A 16,339-nucleotide genomic window follows, 5' to 3' on the forward strand; every position below is an offset into this window, starting at 1 on the left:
ACCCCGCAGGATTCCCCCGATGAAAACCCCTGACCGCGTGCGCCTGGCGCTCGCTTCCCTGCTGCTGGCCGTCGCCGGCCAGGCTACCGCCGCCGATTACGTGCAGGCGCCGGGTTCGACCCTGGTGTTCGCCAGCAATTACCAGGGCGAAACCTTCACCGGCAAGTTCGGCGGCTTCACCACCACGCTGAGCTTCGATCCGGCGAATCTCGCCACCAGCAAGCTCGACGTCGCCATCCAGCTGGCCGGCACGCAGACCGGCAACGGCGACCGCGACGGCACGCTGGTGTCGGCCGACTTCTTCAACGTGGCCAAGTTCGCGCAGGCGCGCTACACGGCGACCAAGTTCCGTTCGCTGGGCGGCAACCAGTACGCCGCCGACGGCACGCTGTCGCTGCGCGGCGTCAGCAAGCCGGTGACGCTGACCTTCACCTGGACGCCGGGCGCGCAGCCCGTGCTCGCCGGCAAGGCGACGGTGAAGCGCCTGGACTTCGGCGTCGGCGGCGGCGACTGGGCCGATACGTCGACCATTCCGAATGACGTCGCGATCAGCACCAAGGTCGTGTTTAAACCGGCCAAGTAACGCCGGATGCGCGTGCGACGCCTGCTGATTCGTCTCGGCGTCGCCGTCCTGCTGCTGTGCGCAGCCGGTGCCGCCGGTCTGTTGTGGCTGGGTGGCACGCTGGTTGCGCCACGTCCTGCGGTGGTCGGACCGCCACCTGCGGATCTCGACGCACGCGAGGTGCGGATCGCAGTCCCTCATGCCACGCCGGTGGCCGGTTGGTGGCTCGAAGGGACGCCGGGGCATGCCAGCGTGCTGCTGTTGCATGGCATCCGCTCGGACCGTCGCGCGATGCTGGGCCGCGCCAGGCTGCTGTCGCAGCATGGATACGCCGTCTTGCTGGTCGACCTGCCCGCGCATGGTGAAAGTCCGGGCGACGCGATCACGCTGGGATGGCGCGAAGCCGCCGCCGTAACGGCCGCCCGCGACTGGATGCGTGAACAACGTCCCGGCGAGAAGCGCGCCGTCATCGGTTTATCGCTGGGCGGCGCGTCAGTGTTGCTCGGACCACAGCCCAGCGGCTTCGACGCGGTGGTGCTGGAAGCCGTGTATTCCGACGCGCGTCAGGCCATCCACAACCGCATCGCCATGCGGCTGGGCGACACCGCCGCCGCGCTCTCGCCGCTGCTGGCGATGCAGGCCGAGCTGCGGCTCGGCATTCCTGTGCGCCAACTTTCCCCCATCGACCGCATCGCCGGTCTCGGCGCGCCGGTGCTGGTGGTCGCGGGCGGACAGGACCGGCATACGCTGCCGGCCGAGTCGCGTGCGATGTACGAGCGCGCACGCGCGCCGAAATCATTCTGGCTGCTGCCGGATGCCGCGCACGTGGATTTCCTGGCGCACGCTCCCGCCGGTTATGCGCATCACGTGATCGGCTTCCTGGATCGACATCTGGCCGATTCCTCGCGGTGTCGCGGCCAACAACACCCCGCTCACGAGGACGTGACGCGCTCCGGCTGGCAGGAAGGCGATGCCGACTGCGAGGGGATGGTAAGCCGTCCCAGCCCATAACCCAGGGCGCCCAGCACGTCGCCCTCGCGATGGTCCTCATGGCATGACAGGCAGGCCGGGCGCGCACGGATCGCGCCCATCGCACGTTCGCCGCGCGGCGTGTTCCGCACGACGATTTCCTTGCCCGCCTGCAACGCCGCCAGCGCCTCGCGTTCCCACGGTTGCAGGCCGCGCGTGGAGGCAGGCGATGCGCGCAGTCCGGGGTCGCCATCCGGGTGCTGGAAGCCCATGAAGCTGGCGGCGTGGACCACCGGCGGATCGTGCCGGGCGACACCGACCAGTTCCACGTCGACCACGCAGCGCCCGTGCTCGTCGACCGCATTGAACGCGGCGTCGCGCATGCGCGCCATCATCGGCGTGACACGCATTCTGCCGAAGCCCCGGCTGTCCACGAAGGCATCGACGAACTCGCCATGCATCCGCCGTAGCGCCGGATCATCGTCGTGGACAGCCCCCGCGATCGCGAGTGGCGCGCAGGCACCCGCGATCACGACCATCAGCCACACGCCGCGCATCGATGCCATCGGAATCCCCTCGACTGGAGGGGCCAAGCCTAGCGCGGCCGTGCCGGGGACAGGCGCGCCATCGTCCGCCCGTTCCGTCGACGGACAGCCTTACCGGTGCAGGAACGCCGTCACCGCCCCCGCATCGAACGGCCAGTCCAGCTCCGCACCGGTGTCGCTGCGATGCAGCACAGGGATGCGGATGCCGTAACGCGCTTCAAGCGCATCGTCTCCGTCGATGAAAACGCTTTCGAACTCGGGAATGCGGGCGTGCGCGAGGATGTCGAGCGCCAGGTCGCACAGGTGGCAGTCGTCGCGCTGGTAGAGGGTCAGGGGCATCGCAATTGAGGGATGAAGGGCGTCCGGCGTCTACGTGCTTAGAATAGCGGCCTTTTTCGACGGCGGTTTTTGCAGCATGGCAGTCAGTACGTTCGACCTGTTCAAGATCGGCATCGGTCCGAGCTCCTCGCATACGGTGGGGCCGATGCGGGCGGCGGCGCGCTTCGTGGGCCGCTGGCTGGTCGATGCCGGCCGGCTGCAGGACGTGGCGCGCATCCGCGCCGAGGTGTTCGGCTCGCTGGCGCTGACCGGTCGCGGCCACGGCACCGACAAGGCCGTGCTGATGGGGCTGGAAGGCCATTATCCCAACGAGATCGACCCGGACATCATTCCGCCGGCGCTGGAGCGCATCCGCCAGGACAAGCGCATCCTGCTCGGCGGCACGCATGCGCTCGCCTTCGACGAGAAGCGCGACCTGCTGATGAACAAGCGGCAGAAGCTGCCGTACCACACCAACGGCATGCGCTTCACCGCCTACGACGCCAACGACGAGGTCATCGCTACGCGCGACTACTACTCGGTCGGCGGCGGCTTCGTGGTCAACCAGGACGATGCGGCCGTGGACCGCATCGTCGCCGACGAGACCCCGCTTCCCTACCCGTTCAAGAGCGGCGACGAGTTGCTGGCGCAGTGCCAGCGCAGCGGCCTGAGCATCGCCGCGTTGATGTTCGAGAACGAGAAGGCCTGGCGCAGCGAGGACGAGATCCGCGACGGCCTGCGCGCGATCTGGAACGCCATGCAGTCGTGCATGGCGCGCGGCATCCGCGAGGAAGGCACCCTGCCAGGCGGCCTGCACGTCTCCCGCCGCGCCCCGACACTGCACCGCGAACTGTCCAGCAAGCCGGAAGCCGCGATGCGCGACCCGCTGACGGTGCTGGACTGGGTCAACCTGTACGCGCTGGCGGTGAACGAGGAGAACGCCGCCGGCGGTCGCGTGGTCACCGCGCCCACCAACGGGGCGGCCGGCATCATCCCGGCGGTGCTGCACTACTACGACCGCTTCTGCCCCGGCAACAACGAGCAGCGGGTGTTCGACTTCCTGCTCACGGCGGCGGCCATCGGCATCCTCTACAAGGAGAACGCCAGCATCAGCGGCGCCGAAGTCGGTTGCCAGGGTGAAGTGGGCGTGGCCTGCTCGATGGCTGCCGGTGGCCTGGTTGCGGCCCTGGGCGGCAGCCCAAGCCAGATCGAGAACGCCGCCGAGATCGGCATGGAACACAACCTGGGCCTGACCTGCGACCCGATCGGCGGCCTGGTGCAGATCCCGTGCATCGAGCGCAACGCGATGGGCGCGGTGAAGGCGATCAACGCCAGCCGCATGGCGATGCGCGGCGACGGCAAGCACAAGGTCAGCCTGGACAAGGTAATCAAGACCATGCGCGACACCGGTCGCGACATGCAGGACAAGTACAAGGAGACCAGTCGGGGTGGGTTGGCGGTGAATGTTATCGAGTGCTAGGAAAGATGATCTTTGCTGCCGCCACAGATGAGGGCACGCTTTTCGTATTCCCGTCGTTGGAAGACGCCATCGCATATTGCGAAGGTATCGATGTGGAAGATGGCAGCTGGCTCTTCTGGAACGAAAACGGTAGCGCTCTTGTCGCCGACTTCGTCGTTCCCAACCATCGCGGTAGGCACACGATCTGCAGCGGCACCTATCAGTTGGTTCCAGCGAGCAGCCTGCCCTCACTGGAAGAAGTGCTGGCTCGCATTCTGCAGATGGACCGCAATCCTTACTTCACAGATCTTTCCGACGTCCGCGTCCATCTCGCAAGCGCGAGTCAGGCGTCCTTCCAATCGTAGTCTCCCGGGTAAGTTCCCGTAGCCCGGGTAAGCGAAGCGCACCCGGGAACCGACACACTGACGCACTCCCCGGGTGCGGCCGTTGGCCTTACCCGGGCTACGGAACTCGATGCCGAGGAAAATTGCCTCGTCGACCCACCTTTTGAGGTCACGCACGGTGCAATGCGTATTGGCGACCTGCCGAGCCCGCCTCGCGGCCGACGCAAATCGTCTTGCCACCGTATTTCGATGCCCTGCGCATGCACCATTCCGGGGTGGTTTCGCGGAGCCAGAGTAGCCCGGGTAAGCGAAGCGCACCCGGGACCCGACACACTGACGTACTCCCGGGTGCGGCCTCCGGCCTTACCCGGGCTACGGGCTGGCTCCAGGTTTCAATGTCCACGGTACGACCACACTCCGGGCCCGATCCTTCCACCCTTTAGGCCTGCGGCCCCGCGCCGATACCCTTCTTGGTAAACCGACTTACCGGAGACGCGTCCTGTCCGACCCCGTCGACAAGACCCGCTGCGGCACGCCCTGGTGGCGGCGCCGACTGGCGGCCTGGTGCCTGCCCCTGCTGGGCGGGATGGCCATGCTTTGCCCGACGGCGCACGCGCTGGACCCCTCCAAGTCCTTCCACCACTACGTGCGCAACCACTGGAGCCTCGAACAGGGCTTGCCCCAGCTGAGTGTGCTCGCCATCGCCCAGGACCGGCCCGGCTACCTCTGGTTCGGTACGCAGGCCGGCCTGAGCCGCTTCGATGGCGTGCGCTTCACCAACTTCGACCTCGACAACACGCCAGAACTGCCCAGCACCTGGATCCAGGCCCTGCACACCGACCGCGAAGGTCGCCTGTGGATCGGCACGCCGCAGGGACTGGCGGTCCGCGACGGCAACCGCATCAAGGCCATCCCGCTCGCCGCGGACGAGGCGGCCGGCGTCGTCGACGTGCGGGCGCTGACGCGCGACGTCCGCGGGCGCTTGCTGGTGGCCACCCATCGGGGCGTCATGGTGGTCGTGGCCGACCGCCTGAGGACGCTGCATCCGATCGACGACGGCGCGCTGTCCCTGCACGCCGACGACGACGGCACGCTATGGGCCGGTGGCCGTGGCCGCGTGCACGCCTTCGACGGCACCGGCGAGCGCGTCCTCAAGCTGCCCGCCGGCGCATCGCTGGCGACGGTCACCTCGCTGGCGCGCCACGACGGCCGCCTGTGGGCCGGCTGCGATGCCGGCCTGTTCGTCCTCGATGGCCAGCACTGGCAGCGCGACCGTAATGTCGTCGCCGTCAGCGGTGGGGTGCAGACGCTGCACGAGGACCGCGACGGCATCCTGTGGGTGAGCACCCGCGACACCGTGTACCGGCTGCAGAACGGTCGGCTGCTGGAACGGATCGCCGCCGACGGACCGCTCGCGGAAATCCGTGCCTTCTACGAAGACCGCGAGTCGAACCTGTGGCTGGGCAGCAACAACGAAGGCGTCAGCCGCGCGTGGAACGGCTGGACGCGGCGCTACAGCCGCGCCGAGGGATTGCAGCAACCCCTGCTGTGGTCTGTCGCGCAGGCGCCCGACGGACGCGTGTGGGTGGGCAGCGACGACGGTGTCAGCGTGCTGGAAGGCGGCCGGTTCCGCTCCCTGATCGCGGGACGCGACCTGCCGCACCCCGCCGCCTACAGCCTGCTGCCCGAGAACGGACAGACCTGGATCGGCACGCGCGACGGCGCCGCCGTGTACCGCGACGGTCGCGTGCAGCGGCCGCGGGCGCTGGCGGCGCTCGATGCCGCGCAGGTGAACGGCATCATCCGCGATCGACAGGGACGGCTGTGGTTCGCCACCAGCAATGGCCTCTACCGCTGGCGGGAAGGCGACGAGCGCGCGCGCCACTACGGCGAACGGGAGGGCCTGCGCGACATCCGCGTGCGCGTGCTGATGGAAACGCGCGACGGGCGCCTGCTGGTGGGTACGCAGAGCGGTCTGTACGAATTCGTCGATGAACACCTGGTCCAGGTTCCGTTGACCGGTACCGGCCTGGACGCGCCGCACATCGTGTCCCTGTACGAGCTCGCCGGCGGCCAGTGGCTGGCCGGCGCGCTGTCGGAAGAACTGATGCTGCTGTTCGACGGCCATCGCTGGACGCGCCTGGACAAGTCGCGCGGCATCCCGGCAAACGCGCCCTTCTTCTTCGCCGAGGACCCCGGCGGCTTCCTGTGGACAGCCGGTCTGCGCGGCATCTACCGGGTGCCGGTGGCCGAGCTGCTCGACGCCGCCGACGATCCTGCCCGGCGCGTGAACGCGCGGACCCTGCTCAACGAGCGCGGCGACCGCCATGGTGGGCAGAAGGGCGACTGCTGCAACGGCGCCGGCAACAGCCGCGGCTTCCTGGCCGACAACGCGCTGTGGCTGCCGACCCGCGATGGCGTGGTGGTGATGGCGACCGATCAGTCCCTGTCCAACGACTACCTGCCCGAGTCGGTGGTCGAACGCGTCCAGGTGCAGGGCCAGTGGCGGCCGGCCGAGCGCGCGACGGAATGGTCGCTGCCGAGCGCCGCGCGCGACCTGCGCTTCGAGTTCACCACGCTCAGCTTCCAGGCGTCGGACCACATCGACATCCGCTACCGACTCAAGGGCTACGACGACGAGTGGAAGCTGCTGGACGACCCGCACCAGCGCAGCGCCACCTACACCAACCTGCCCGCGGGACGCTACGTGTTCGAGGTGCTCGGCACCAACAACAGCGGCGTCTCCGGACGTGCGGCCGCCACGCAGGCGTTCGCCATCGCACCGTACTTTTACGAGAGCCCGTGGTTCTACCTGCTGCTGGCGTTCGCGCTGGCGGTCCTGGTGCTGCTGTCCAACCGGTGGGTGCTGCGCCGCCACCACAACCGTCGCGTCGCCCTGGAGCGGCTGGTGGAACAGCGCACCCGCGACCTGCAGCAGGCCAACCGGCAGTTGGAAGCCATCAGCCTCACCGATCCGCTGACCGGCCTGCACAACCGCCGCTACCTGACCCGCCAGCTGCCCGCCGACATCGCCTACTACCAGCGCATGCCCGGCTTCGCCGCCGGCGTGGACGTGCTCGCGTTCGCGCTGCTCGACATCGACCACTTCAAGTCGATCAACGACGGCCACGGCCACCAGGCCGGCGACCACGTGCTGCAGACCGTCGCGCACCGGCTGCGCACGCTCTCGCGCGATGGCGACTACGTGATCCGGTGGGGCGGCGAGGAATTCCTGATGGTGTTCCGGCCCATGCCGCGCCACGAGCTGCATGCGCTGGGTCGGCGCATCTGCACGGCGATCGCCGCGGAACCGGTCGACGTCACCGGCACGCAGCTGCAGGTGACCGCATCGCTGGGACTGATCGGCTATCCGCCGTTCCCCAGCGCTCCTGACCTGCTGGGGTGGGAGCAACTGGTCTCGCTCGCGGATCGCGCGCTCTACGAAGTGAAGGCGCATGGCCGCAACGGCTGGGCGTTGTACGAGGCGACGCCACTGGCGCTCCCCGCCGTCGATGCCGACCAGGTACGACGCGACCCCGGCGAACTGGTGCGCAGCGGCCATCTGGCGCTGCGGGGCCCGCATCATCCGGCCACGACAACGTCGCCCTCCGCACCCCAGGATTGACGTCCACGCAACGCGTCCGCGATACGCTGGCCTGCCCCGTCGCAGAGACCGCTGCATGAAGAATCCACGATCGGCGCCGGCCGCGCTCGCCATCCTGCTCGCTTCCAGCGCCATCGCACGGGCCGAACCGCTGCCCACCTACGGCGCCCGCCTGGAAGGCTTCGACTATCCCTATCCGGTGAAGACCTTCGCCTTCGATTCGCAGGCGCAGGCGCTGGAAATGGCCTACCTGGATGTGGCGCCCACGATGCCCAACGGCCGCACCGTGGTGCTGCTGCACGGCAAGAACTTCTGCGCGGCCACCTGGGAATCCGCGATCGCGGCGCTGGCGGGCGCCGGCTACCGCGTGATCGCGCCGGACCAGGTCGGCTTCTGCAAATCGAGCAAGCCGCCGCGCTACCAGTACTCGTTCGGCCAGCTGGCGGCCAACACGCACGACCTGCTCGACAGGCTCGGCATCCAGCGCGCGGTGATCGTGGGCCACTCCATGGGTGGCATGCTCGCCGCACGCTATGCGCTGCAGTATCCGGAGGCGACCGAGCGGCTGGTGCTGGTCAATCCCATCGGACTGGAGGATTGGAAGGCCGCAGGCGTGCCGTGGCGGAGCATCGACGCCTGGAACGCGCGCGAAATGAAGACCTCCTTCGACAGCATCCGCGACTACCAGCGCACCGTGTACTACAGCGGCGACTGGAAGCCGGCGTACGAACGCTGGGTACGGATGCTGGGCGGCATGTACGCCGGCGACGGACGCGAGGCCGTCGCCTGGAGCCAGGCGCTGACCTCGGACATGGTGTTCAACCAGCCCGTCGTGTACGAGTTGCCCCGCATCGCGGTACCGACCACGTTGTTCATCGGCCAGAAGGACCGCACCGCCATCGGCAAGGATCTGGCGCCGCCGGCGGTGGCGAAGCGGCTCGGCGACTACCCGGCGCTGGGCAGGCGCGCGGCCGCGGCGATTCCCGGCGCGACCCTGGTGGAGTTCGCAGAGCTTGGCCACTCACCGCAGGTCGAGGATCCGGCGCGCTTCAATACCGCCTTGCTCGACGCCTTGCGCTGAGGCGGCGGAAGGTGGGCGCTACGCGCGCCCGCTGATCGCCAGCACGTCGTCCAGCAATGCGGCGGCGGTGACTTCGGCGCCCGCACCGGGTCCCTGCACAACCAGCGGCTGCTCGGGATAGCGGTCGCTGTAGATGGCGACGCGGTTGTCGGTGCCGCCACCGCCGCAGAGCGGGTGGTCCAGCGGCAGTGCCTGCAGGCCCACGCTCGCGCGTTCGGCATCGAAGCGACCGAGGAATCGCAGGCGCGCGCCGTTGCGGTAGGCGTCCTTGAAACGCGCGGCGAGCGGCGCATCGAGATGGACGAGCGCACTGTCCAGATCGGACAGCGGCAGCGCGGCCAGGTCCGCCGGCACCAGCGAGTCCACGCGCACATCCTCGGACTGCAACGGCAGGCCGGCGGCGCGCGCCAGGATCAGCAGCTTGCGGCGCACGTCCTCGCCGGACAGGTCCACGCGCGGATCGGGTTCGGTGTAGCCGCCCTGCCGTGCCTGGCGGACGAAGCCGGAAAACGCGCGCATGCCGTCGTAGTGGTTGAACAGCCACGCCAGCGATCCCGACAGCACCCCTTCGACGCGATGGATGCGGTCGCCGCCGGCGACGAGGGCGCGCAGGCTGCGCAACAGCGGCAGGCCGGCGCCGACGGTGGCGGCATCGCCGTAACGGGCGCCGGACTCTGTACGCGCGCGGCCGATCGCCTGTGCGCGGGCCAGCGCACCGCCGATACCGAGCTTGTTCGCCGTCACCACGTGCACGCCGCGCGACAGCCATTCCGCGTGCCGGTCGGCGACGCTGTCGCTCGCGGTCGCATCGACCACGATGTCGCCGGCCCGCAGCGCCTCACCTTCGGCCCACGGCGGTACTGCGTCGTTACCGGCAGTGGCCAGCCTGGCGTTGTCCAGCGCCTGCTGCGCAGCGCCCTCACAGGCGTGCAGCGCGCGCGAATTGGCCAGCCACGCCAGCGCTGGCAACGGCAGCGCGCGATCCTGCAGACGCTGGTAACGCGCGACGAACGCACTGCCCACCACGCCGGTGCCGAGCAGCGCCAGCTTCGGCGCGGTGCGCGACGCGGTCGCGAGCCGGACGACGGTGCTCATGCGTCGGCGAGTTTGCGTTTGGACTCGGCGGCGACGGCTTCGGCGCGCGCCAGCGCGGCGGTGAGGTCGGCCAGCAGATCGTCGGTCGCTTCGATGCCGACCGACAGGCGCAGCAGGCCGTCGGAGATACCGGCCTTGGCGCGCGCCTCGGGCGTCATCGCGGCATGCGTCATGGTGGCCGGGTGCGCGACCAGGCTTTCCACGCCGCCCAGCGACTCGGCCAGGGTGAAGTAGCGCAGGCCTTCGACGAACGCACGCACCGCTTCCTCGCCACCTTCCAGTTCGACGCTCAGCATGGCGCCGAAGCCCTTCTGCTGGCGCGCCGCGACGGCATGGCCGGGATGCGACGCGAGACCGGGGAAATAGACCTTCGACACCACCGGGTGCGCATCCAGCAGCGCGGCGATGGCGGTGGCGTTCTCCTGGTGCGCGCGCAGGCGCGCGTCCAGCGTGCGCAGGCCGCGCAGGGTCAGGAAACTGTCGAACGGCGAGCCCGTCAGGCCCAGCGCATTCGCCCACCACACCAGCTGCTGGTGCGTTTCCTCGTCGCGCGCGATCACCGCGCCGCCGACCACGTCGCTGTGGCCATTGATGTACTTGGTGGTGGAGTGCAGCACGATGTCCGCGCCGAACGCGATCGGCGTCTGCAGCGCGGGCGACAGGAAGGTGTTGTCCACCACCGTGCGCGCGCCGGCCTTGTGCGCGGCGTCGATGACGAAACGCAGGTCGGTGATGCGCAGCAGCGGGTTGGACGGCGTTTCGATCAGCACCAGCGTCGGCGACTGCGCCAGCGCGTCGGCCAGCGAGCGCGGATCGGTCAGGTCGGCGGTGATCAGCTCGAAGTGGCCCTTCTTCGCCAGCGCATTGAACAGGCGCCAGCTGCCGCCGTACGCGTCGTGCGGCACCACCAGGCGGTCGCCCGGCTCCAGCAGCGCGTTCAACACCAGCGTGATCGCGCCCATGCCGGTCGCGGTGATGACGGCGCCGGCGCCGCCTTCCAGTTCGGCCAGCGCGTCGGCCAGCAGGTCGCGCGTGGGATTGCCGCTGCGGGTGTAGTCGTACTCGCGCTTCTGCGCGAAGCCGGCGAAGCTGAAGTTCGACGACAGCACGATCGGCGGCGTCACCGCGCCGTAGGCGGTGTCGCGGTCGATACCGGCACGGACGGCGGCGGTGGCGGGACGACAGGGCGCGTCGGCGTCGGTGGGGATGTAGCTGCTCATGCGAGGTCTCCGGCGGCGCGCAGGGCCGAGGTGAGGATGGAATCGATGCGGTCGGTTTCTTTCAGGAAGGCGTCGTGGCCGTAGGGCGAGCGCAGCACGCGCAGCTGGCCCAGCGTGGCGAGGCCTTCGACCAGCGAGACGGAATCGGACAGCGGCACCAGGCGGTCGCCTTCCACCGCGACCACCAGCGTGGGCACGCGGACATCGGCGGGATCGACACGATGCAGGTCGATGGATTCGGAAAGGCGCACGTAGGCGGTGATCGGCGTGCGCGCGACGTACTGCGCGCCAGCGGCGTCCAGATAATCCTCGGCGGCCACGCGCACGCGGCCGTTGACGATCTCGGGTGCGGTGTCGAAACGCTCGCCGAATTCCTCCGGCGTGCGGTAGCTCAGCATGGCGAACTGGCGCGCCAGCGACAGGCCCTGCGCATCGGCGCACTGCAACTGGCCCAGCGTCACCGCACGGCGCTGCAGCGCGCGCCAGGCGGCGGCATAGGGATGCGCGCGGTGGGCGCCGCTGACCGCAACCAGTGTCTTCAGCCGCTCGGCATGGCGCACGGCGAACTGCAGGCCGACCAGCGCGCCGTAGGAATAGCCGACGAAGGCCTCAAGCCGCGGGATGCCCAGCGCCGACAGCAGCTTGGCGATGGCGTCGGCCTGGTCGGCGGTGTCGATGGGGGCGTCGAGGCGGCCGTCGGCGCCGATGAAGTCGAAGGCGAGCAACTGGCGCTGCGACGGATCCAGCGCGCGATCCGCGCCGACCAACTCGTTCAGCCAGCCGCTCTCGGGAAACACGTCACTGCCCGCCAGGTGGCGATGCGCGGAAATGCCGCCGGCGACGAACACGACGGGTGCGCCGACCGGACCCTGCAGTTCGTAGCGCAGCGTCACCGCGCGTGTGCCGGCGTGGCGCATCGCCAGTTCCACCACCACTTCGCCGCGCAGCGCGCGCGGACCATCGTCCTGCGTGGACGACAACGGAAAGCCGTCGATCGACGAGGGCTCGGGCAGGCGGTTCAGGGCGGGACTGGCGTAACTCATGGCGGCATCCGGTGGCGGTGTCCCAAGCGGGACGGGACTGCACCACCGAGCTTCGCGGAGCTCGCGTTCGCCGTGCGAGGGCACGGTACGAACCATCTTCCGGCAGACGCTGGGGTCCCCGCAGGATTTGGCACCACCACGGCGCTTGCGCGTCGCTGGCTGCCCCGGCTTCTTCGGGCCTGTCCCTCTGCCGGTCTCGATGGTGGACGTACTGTGCCCACCCGTTTTGCGGATGTCAATCGCTTTATTCGGATGAAGCGATGAAGTTTGACGGGCGTCGCCCTGCCGGCCGGTGCGGCGATGCCGCATAATTCCTCACATGATCCGGAATCTCCTCCTGGGCGGCCTGTGCGCAGCCTTGCTCGCCGCCTGTTCCACCGCCCCGCTGCATACCTCCACCCCTCCCGCGCCGCCGCCGAAGACCGCGGCCGACGCCGTCATCGCCGAAACCTGGGTGTCCACGCCCGTGGCCGGCGACGAACTGGACTCGCTGGCCGCCTGGCCGACGGAAGACGGCCAGGTCTGGCTGATCGCCACGGCCAAGGCCGCCCACCAGTTGGCCATCTACGACGCCGACAGCGGGGAACGACTGCGCACGGTCGGCGCCCCCGGCAGCGCGGTCGGCCAGTTCAACCGCCCCAACGGGATCGCCGTGTTCGGCGACCTGCTGTTCGTGGCCGAGCGCGACAACCACCGCGTGCAGGCGTTCCGGCTGCCGGAATTCGCCCCGCTGGGGCCCTTCGGCGCCGACGTGCTGCGTTCCCCGTATGGCCTGTGGGTCCATGAGACCGCCCCGGGCGAGCTGGAGCTGTTCGTCACCGACAGCTTCATGGCCGACTTCCGCACCATGACCCTGCCGCCGATGGAAGAACTGTATGGCCGGGTGAAGCGGTTCCGCGTGCGGGTGGAAGAAGGCGGGAAGCTGGAAGCGCGCCTGCTGGGCCAGTTCGGCGACACCGGCGCGGCCGGCGCGTTGCGCATGGTCGAGTCGATCGCCGGCGATCCCGCGCACGATCGCCTGCTGATCGCCGAGGAAGACCGTCGCGTGGGCTCGACGCTGCGCGATTACCGGCTGGCGACCGGCACCTACAACGGCCACAGCCTGCCCACGTTCGATGCCGATGCCGAAGGCATCGCCCTGTGGTCGTGCAGCGTGGACAGCGGCTATTGGGTCGCGGTGGACCAGCTGATGCCGACCCGGTTCCGTCTGTTCGACCGCGCCACGCTGGCGCCTGCCGGCGTGTTCTCCGGCAAGGTGACCTCCAATACCGACGGCGAGACCGTCTACGCCGTCCCGACCAGACGCTTCCCCGCCGGCGCGCTGTTCGCGCTGCACAACGACGAATCGCTGGCGGCCTTCGACCTGCGCGACATCGCCCGCGCGCTCGACCTGCAAGGCGACTGCCCGCGGTGAACGCACGCCTGGTGGCCCTGGCCTGCGGCATCGCCGTGCTGGTCGGCAGCCTCGGCGACGCGGACGCCGCCCGCCTGTACCGCTGGAAGGACAAGCAGGGTTACACGCAGTACGGCGACCAGCCGCCTCCGCCCGAGCAACTGGCCGGCAGCGGCGTGGACGTCATGCGCTTCCGCAACCCGCCCAGCGCGCTGGTGCGGCTGCGGCTGGAGAAGCAGGGACTGCGCTACCAGGCCTGGGCCGACAACCTGATGCATGGGCCGGTGGAAGTGCAGCTCGGCTTCCGGCGCCAGCGCGACGTCCGCAGCGCTCCCAGCCTGCCCGCCCGCGTCGTGGTACCGGCGCGCAGCAGCGTGCTGGTCGCCGACATCGACGTGACCGACCCGCTGCGCGGCGGCGATTTCGAGCTGACCCTGGACGGCACGCCGGGCGATCCGGCCAGCCGGCCGCAGGACTACGAATACCGCCTGCCGTTCGACTACGGCCGCGTGCGCGTGGACCAGGGGCCGGGCGGGCGCTTCAGCCACAGCGACCCGCAGAACCTGCATGCGGTCGATTTCGCAGTGCCCGAAGGCACGCGGATCGTCGCCGCCCGCGAGGGCCTGGTGATGCAGGTGGAGTCGGACTTCGACAAGGCCGGCCTGAACCGCGAGAAGTACGGTGGCCGAGCCAACTTCATCCGCATCCTGCACAGCGACGGCAGCATGGCCCTGTACGCACACCTGAAGGCCGAAGGCGTGCAGGTGCGCGTGGGCCAGTACGTCACCAAGGGGCAGTACATCGGCCTGTCCGGCAATACCGGCTTCTCGACCGCGCCGCACCTGCACTTCGTGGTGCAGGCCAACCGCGGCATGCGGCTGGAGTCGGTGCCGTTCCGCATGTTCGGCCCGCTGGGCCAGCTGCAGTTCCCGTCGGGCCGCTGAGCCGGCGGCAGCCCGCCGGCCGGTATAATCGCCGCCTTCCCGCTCCTTCAGCGCCCGCCCGGGCGCCCGCCCCATGTCCAATCCGACCAGCGCCGTGGCCAACGAAGCCACGCGTCGCCGCACCTTCGCCATCATTTCCCACCCCGACGCAGGCAAGACCACGCTGACGGAAAAGCTGCTGCTGTTCGGTGGCGCCATCCAGATGGCCGGCTCGGTGAAGGGCCGCAAGGCCGCGCGCCATGCGACGTCCGACTGGATGGCACTGGAAAAGGAGCGCGGCATCTCCGTCACCTCGTCGGTGATGCAGTTCCCGTACGAAGGCAAGATCGTCAACCTGCTCGACACGCCGGGCCACGCCGACTTCGGCGAGGACACCTACCGCGTGCTCACCGCGGTGGACAGCGCACTGATGGTCATCGACGTGGCCAAGGGCGTGGAAGAGCGCACGATCAAGCTGATGGAGGTCTGTCGCCTGCGCGACACGCCCATCATGACCTTCATCAACAAGCTGGACCGCGAGGGCAAGGACCCGATCGAACTGCTGGATGAAGTGGAAAGCGTGCTGGGCATCCAGTGCGCACCGGTGACGTGGCCGATCGGCATGGGCCAGCGCCTGAAGGGCGTCGTGCACCTGCTGACCGGCGAAGTGCACCTCTACGAGCCCGGCCGCAACTTCACCCGCCAGGATTCCACCATCTTCCCGTCGCTCGACGCACCGGGGCTGGAGGAGAAGATCGGCAGCGAAATGCTGTCCGCGCTGCGCGACGAACTGGAACTGGTGCAGGGCGCCAGCCACCCGTTCGACAAGCAGGCCTACCTGGACGGCAAGCAGACGCCGGTGTTCTTCGGCTCGGGCGTCAACAACTTCGGCGTGCAGCCGCTGCTGGACTTCTTCGTCGAGCATGCGCCGTCGCCGCAGGCGCGGGAGACCACCGGCCGCGAGGTGCAGCCGGACGAAAACAAGCTGACCGGCTTCGTCTTCAAGATCCAGGCCAACATGGACCCGCAGCACCGCGACCGCGTGGCGTTCATGCGCGTGTGCTCGGGCCGCTTCGAGGCCGGCATGAAGACCTTCCACGTGCGCAGCGGCAAGGAGATGAAGCTGGCCAACGCGCTGACTTTCATGGCCAGCGACCGAGAGATCGCCGCAGAGGCGTTCCCGGGCGACGTGATCGGCATCCACAACCACGGCACCATCTCCATCGGCGACACCTTCACAGAGGGCGAGGCGCTGTCGTTCACCGGCATCCCCAACTTCGCGCCGGAACTGTTCCGCCGCGCCCGCCTGCGCGATCCGCTCAAGCTCAAGCAGCTGCAGAAGGGCCTGGCGCAGCTGTCGGAGGAAGGCGCGACCCAGTTCTTCCGCCCGCTGATGAGCAACGACCTGATCCTCGGCGCGGTCGGCGTGCTGCAGTTCGACGTGGTGGCCTACCGCCTGAAGGACGAGTACGGCGTGGACGCCTCGTTCGAGAACGTCAGCGTGGCCACGGCACGCTGGATCCGCTGCGACAACGCCAGGAAGCTGGAAGAGTTCCGCGACAAGAACGCGATGAACCTGGCGCTGGACGCCGCCGGCGAGCTGGTCTACCTGGCACCCACGCGGGTGAACCTGCAACTGGCGCAGGAACGCGCGCCGGACGTGCAGTTCCTGGCCACCCGCGAGCATGCGCACAGCGTCGACCTGGGCTGAGCGCGCGGGCGTGAACCGGGCGTCGAACGATCGACGTCCGCCCCCATGCAACCCGTGCTGCATTGCGGTAAC

Annotated in this window: 14 protein-coding genes and 1 riboswitch; of the genes, 9 read left to right on the forward strand and 5 right to left on the reverse strand. The window is 69.2% G+C overall.

The window, feature by feature from the left end:
* Positions 1 to 19: 19 nt before the first annotated feature.
* Positions 20 to 583 (forward strand): YceI family protein, encoded by a 564-nt coding sequence (locus CSC78_RS17095; RefSeq protein WP_162339075.1) that lies wholly within the window; start codon positions 20 to 22, stop codon positions 581 to 583.
* A 12-nt stretch (positions 584 to 595) separates the two neighbouring features.
* Complete coding sequence (locus CSC78_RS17100; RefSeq protein ID WP_202924213.1) at positions 596 to 1,573, forward strand: alpha/beta hydrolase; 978 nt, start codon at positions 596 to 598, stop codon at positions 1,571 to 1,573.
* On the opposite strand, the gene CSC78_RS17105 is transcribed toward CSC78_RS17100, so the two are convergent.
* Both CSC78_RS17105 and CSC78_RS17110 read right to left on the reverse strand, forming a co-directional pair.
* The gene (locus CSC78_RS17105; protein WP_162339077.1) at positions 1,495 to 2,097 is read right to left on the reverse strand and encodes a DUF3365 domain-containing protein; all 603 of its coding nucleotides are present in this window, start codon (positions 2,095 to 2,097) and stop codon (positions 1,495 to 1,497) included. The two genes, CSC78_RS17100 and CSC78_RS17105, sit on opposite strands and share 79 nt — an antisense overlap.
* Positions 2,098 to 2,187: 90 nt before the next feature.
* The gene (locus tag CSC78_RS17110) at positions 2,188 to 2,415 is read right to left on the reverse strand and encodes a glutaredoxin family protein (RefSeq protein WP_162339078.1); all 228 of its coding nucleotides are present in this window, start codon (positions 2,413 to 2,415) and stop codon (positions 2,188 to 2,190) included.
* A gap of 76 nt (positions 2,416 to 2,491) precedes the next feature.
* On the opposite strand from CSC78_RS17110, the gene CSC78_RS17115 reads away from it, so the two are divergent.
* The 4 genes from CSC78_RS17115 (at position 2,492) to CSC78_RS17130 (ending at position 8,882) form a co-directional block, all read left to right on the forward strand.
* Entirely contained in the window at positions 2,492 to 3,874 is a 1,383-nt protein-coding gene (locus CSC78_RS17115; protein WP_162339079.1) for an L-serine ammonia-lyase, read from the forward strand.
* A 5-nt stretch (positions 3,875 to 3,879) separates the two neighbouring features.
* Positions 3,880 to 4,218: a hypothetical protein gene (locus CSC78_RS17120; protein WP_162339080.1), complete on the forward strand. Its 339-nt coding sequence runs from the start codon at positions 3,880 to 3,882 to the stop codon at positions 4,216 to 4,218.
* Between the two features lie 571 nt (positions 4,219 to 4,789).
* Complete coding sequence (locus tag CSC78_RS17125; RefSeq protein ID WP_162339081.1) at positions 4,790 to 7,822, forward strand: ligand-binding sensor domain-containing diguanylate cyclase; 3,033 nt, start codon at positions 4,790 to 4,792, stop codon at positions 7,820 to 7,822.
* A 55-nt stretch (positions 7,823 to 7,877) separates the two neighbouring features.
* Entirely contained in the window at positions 7,878 to 8,882 is a 1,005-nt protein-coding gene (locus CSC78_RS17130) for an alpha/beta fold hydrolase (protein ID WP_162339082.1), read from the forward strand.
* A gap of 18 nt (positions 8,883 to 8,900) precedes the next feature.
* Here CSC78_RS17130 and CSC78_RS17135 read toward each other — a convergent pair whose 3' ends face one another.
* Genes CSC78_RS17135 through metX form a run of 3 tightly spaced genes read right to left on the reverse strand, consistent with a single transcriptional unit; the run spans position 8,901 to position 12,240 of the window.
* Positions 8,901 to 9,977, reverse strand: a complete 1,077-nt coding sequence (locus CSC78_RS17135) for a homoserine dehydrogenase family protein (protein ID WP_162339083.1) — start codon at positions 9,975 to 9,977, stop codon at positions 8,901 to 8,903.
* Complete coding sequence (locus tag CSC78_RS17140; RefSeq protein WP_162339084.1) at positions 9,974 to 11,197, reverse strand: O-succinylhomoserine (thiol)-lyase; 1,224 nt, start codon at positions 11,195 to 11,197, stop codon at positions 9,974 to 9,976. The genes CSC78_RS17135 and CSC78_RS17140 overlap by 4 nt, the downstream gene beginning before the upstream one ends.
* Positions 11,194 to 12,240: a homoserine O-succinyltransferase MetX gene (metX, locus tag CSC78_RS17145; RefSeq protein WP_162339085.1), complete on the reverse strand. Its 1,047-nt coding sequence runs from the start codon at positions 12,238 to 12,240 to the stop codon at positions 11,194 to 11,196. The genes CSC78_RS17140 and metX overlap by 4 nt, the downstream gene beginning before the upstream one ends.
* Positions 12,241 to 12,329: 89 nt before the next feature.
* Positions 12,330 to 12,446: riboswitch (SAM riboswitch) on the reverse strand.
* Positions 12,447 to 12,559: 113 nt separating this feature from the next.
* Between metX and CSC78_RS17150 the strand changes: the two genes are divergently transcribed.
* The 3 genes from CSC78_RS17150 to CSC78_RS17160 all read left to right on the forward strand — a co-directional run bounded on the left by CSC78_RS17150 (position 12,560) and on the right by CSC78_RS17160 (position 16,267).
* Positions 12,560 to 13,654: an NHL repeat-containing protein gene (locus CSC78_RS17150; RefSeq protein WP_162339086.1), complete on the forward strand. Its 1,095-nt coding sequence runs from the start codon at positions 12,560 to 12,562 to the stop codon at positions 13,652 to 13,654.
* Positions 13,651 to 14,577: a peptidoglycan DD-metalloendopeptidase family protein gene (locus tag CSC78_RS17155; protein WP_238391326.1), complete on the forward strand. Its 927-nt coding sequence runs from the start codon at positions 13,651 to 13,653 to the stop codon at positions 14,575 to 14,577. Before CSC78_RS17150 ends, CSC78_RS17155 begins: the two co-directional genes overlap by 4 nt.
* Before the next feature lie 73 nt (positions 14,578 to 14,650).
* Positions 14,651 to 16,267, forward strand: coding sequence for a peptide chain release factor 3 (locus CSC78_RS17160; protein WP_162339087.1), 1,617 nt, complete (start codon positions 14,651 to 14,653; stop codon positions 16,265 to 16,267).
* The last annotated feature ends 72 nt before the right edge of the window (positions 16,268 to 16,339 follow it).

Source organism: Pseudoxanthomonas japonensis (genome assembly GCF_010093445.1).
GTDB lineage: Bacteria > Pseudomonadota > Gammaproteobacteria > Xanthomonadales > Xanthomonadaceae > Pseudoxanthomonas_A > Pseudoxanthomonas_A japonensis.